This is a genomic window from Pseudomonas fluorescens (genome assembly GCF_902497895.1).
Lineage (GTDB): Bacteria > Pseudomonadota > Gammaproteobacteria > Pseudomonadales > Pseudomonadaceae > Aquipseudomonas > Aquipseudomonas fluorescens_BP.
Map to the genome: position 1 here is coordinate 1 of NZ_CABVHQ010000154.1, position 1359 is coordinate 1359.

Annotated in this window: 1 protein-coding gene and 1 pseudogene; both read left to right on the top strand. The window is 59.7% G+C overall.

Features of this window, described 5'->3' with window-relative positions; translation table 11 throughout:
- The coding region (locus F8N21_RS30245; RefSeq protein WP_224788326.1) for a DUF2515 family protein at positions 1-1168 on the top strand (1168 nt) is incomplete at its 5' end.
- A pseudogene (locus F8N21_RS30250) lies at positions 1165-1359 on the top strand (hypothetical protein); the annotation flags it as partial. The gene F8N21_RS30245 and the pseudogene F8N21_RS30250, both read left to right, overlap by 4 nt.

The window sequence follows — 1359 nt, forward strand, 5'->3', positions numbered from 1 at the left end:
CCCCCGAGCCGCCGCTCAACCGGCCGCTGCGACCTCAACCCATCAATCGGTAGCCGAGCCGCGCCCTTCCGGTTTCGCGCCGGCGACGAGCCGTCCCACTCCGACCTTCGCTGAACTGCCGGGGCGGGTCTGCGAGAACCTCTGGCTCGGGTACCAGCAAAGAGCCGAGTCCATCGTGGCACCGGGTGGCAGGCTGATCGCCGACCCTAAGGCGCGTAATCGCGCGATCAATGCCGCCTATGCCCAGTTATGGCTGCACGATCAGCGCTTCCAATGGGCGGGCCTCGCAGCCTTTGCCTCGAAACAGGTCGGCTGTGGCCTGCTGCATGCCGCTGATTCCATCGATAAGATTCAGGCTGAATATGAAGCGGGACAGCACCTGAAGAATAGTGCCAGGAAAGGGTTCTTTGGCTTGCTCAGCCGCAATGAGCGTGACAGGCAGGCGAAACTGCGGGACTTCGAGCAGGCACAGCGCGACTACGAGCAAGCCCACCGCAACAACCCGGTGCCAAGCATCGACCTCGGGCGCAACGACGAATCGTTGTCGTATGTTCAGCAGCTGTACCGGCACGTGTACGAGATGCTGGCCATGGGCAATACCACGCTGTTTCTGGATATATTTCCGCTGCACGCTTTCTACCAAGAACGTGGGTTGAAGGCGCTTGAAACCTGTTTGGAGTCGCGCCAAAACATCTATGGGCATGACCAGCACCCCGTGTTATGGCCGGTAGGGCAGAAGAAGTTAAGGTTCGGTCATGACTACAAGGAAATCCTGCAAGCCTTCCAGGCCATTGAGACTGGCAACATCGCCAAAAGTGTTGAGCATCTGGCTTGGCACGAACAGCGGAATATCCTGCAACCGGCGATGTACAGCGACACGAAACTGGTAACTCTACTGCGCAGCAACCATGTCTCCTACGTCACTGGCTTCCCGTCCGGCGCCGCTCAAGCCATTGAACTGACGCTGGCCAGCCAATGCCACCGCTTCGATGATGGACGCACTATTGGCTTTGGTAACAACCCCGTGGCCGACCTATCCGATATCCATCAGCGCATGGCCTTTGTGCTCAAGGCCGCGGTGCGGTTTGATGAACTGCTGCATGACAGCAATCGCTATCAGATCGAACAGGCGATTCGGGATATCGCCGCGGGCCGGGGTGTGCGATGAGCCTGCTGCAACGTGTGGGCTGGCGACGTGCGGTATTTGCACTGGCGGTCGCCGCCCTCCTTACGGTGGCGACGATTCAAGTGCAATCGGGCGAGCCGGAAATCGCTCTGGTGATTGGCGAGCCTTGGGACGCCATGCGGCAGCGCTCCAGTGCAACCATTGATCCCGCTATTCCCGGGCATTACTGGGGG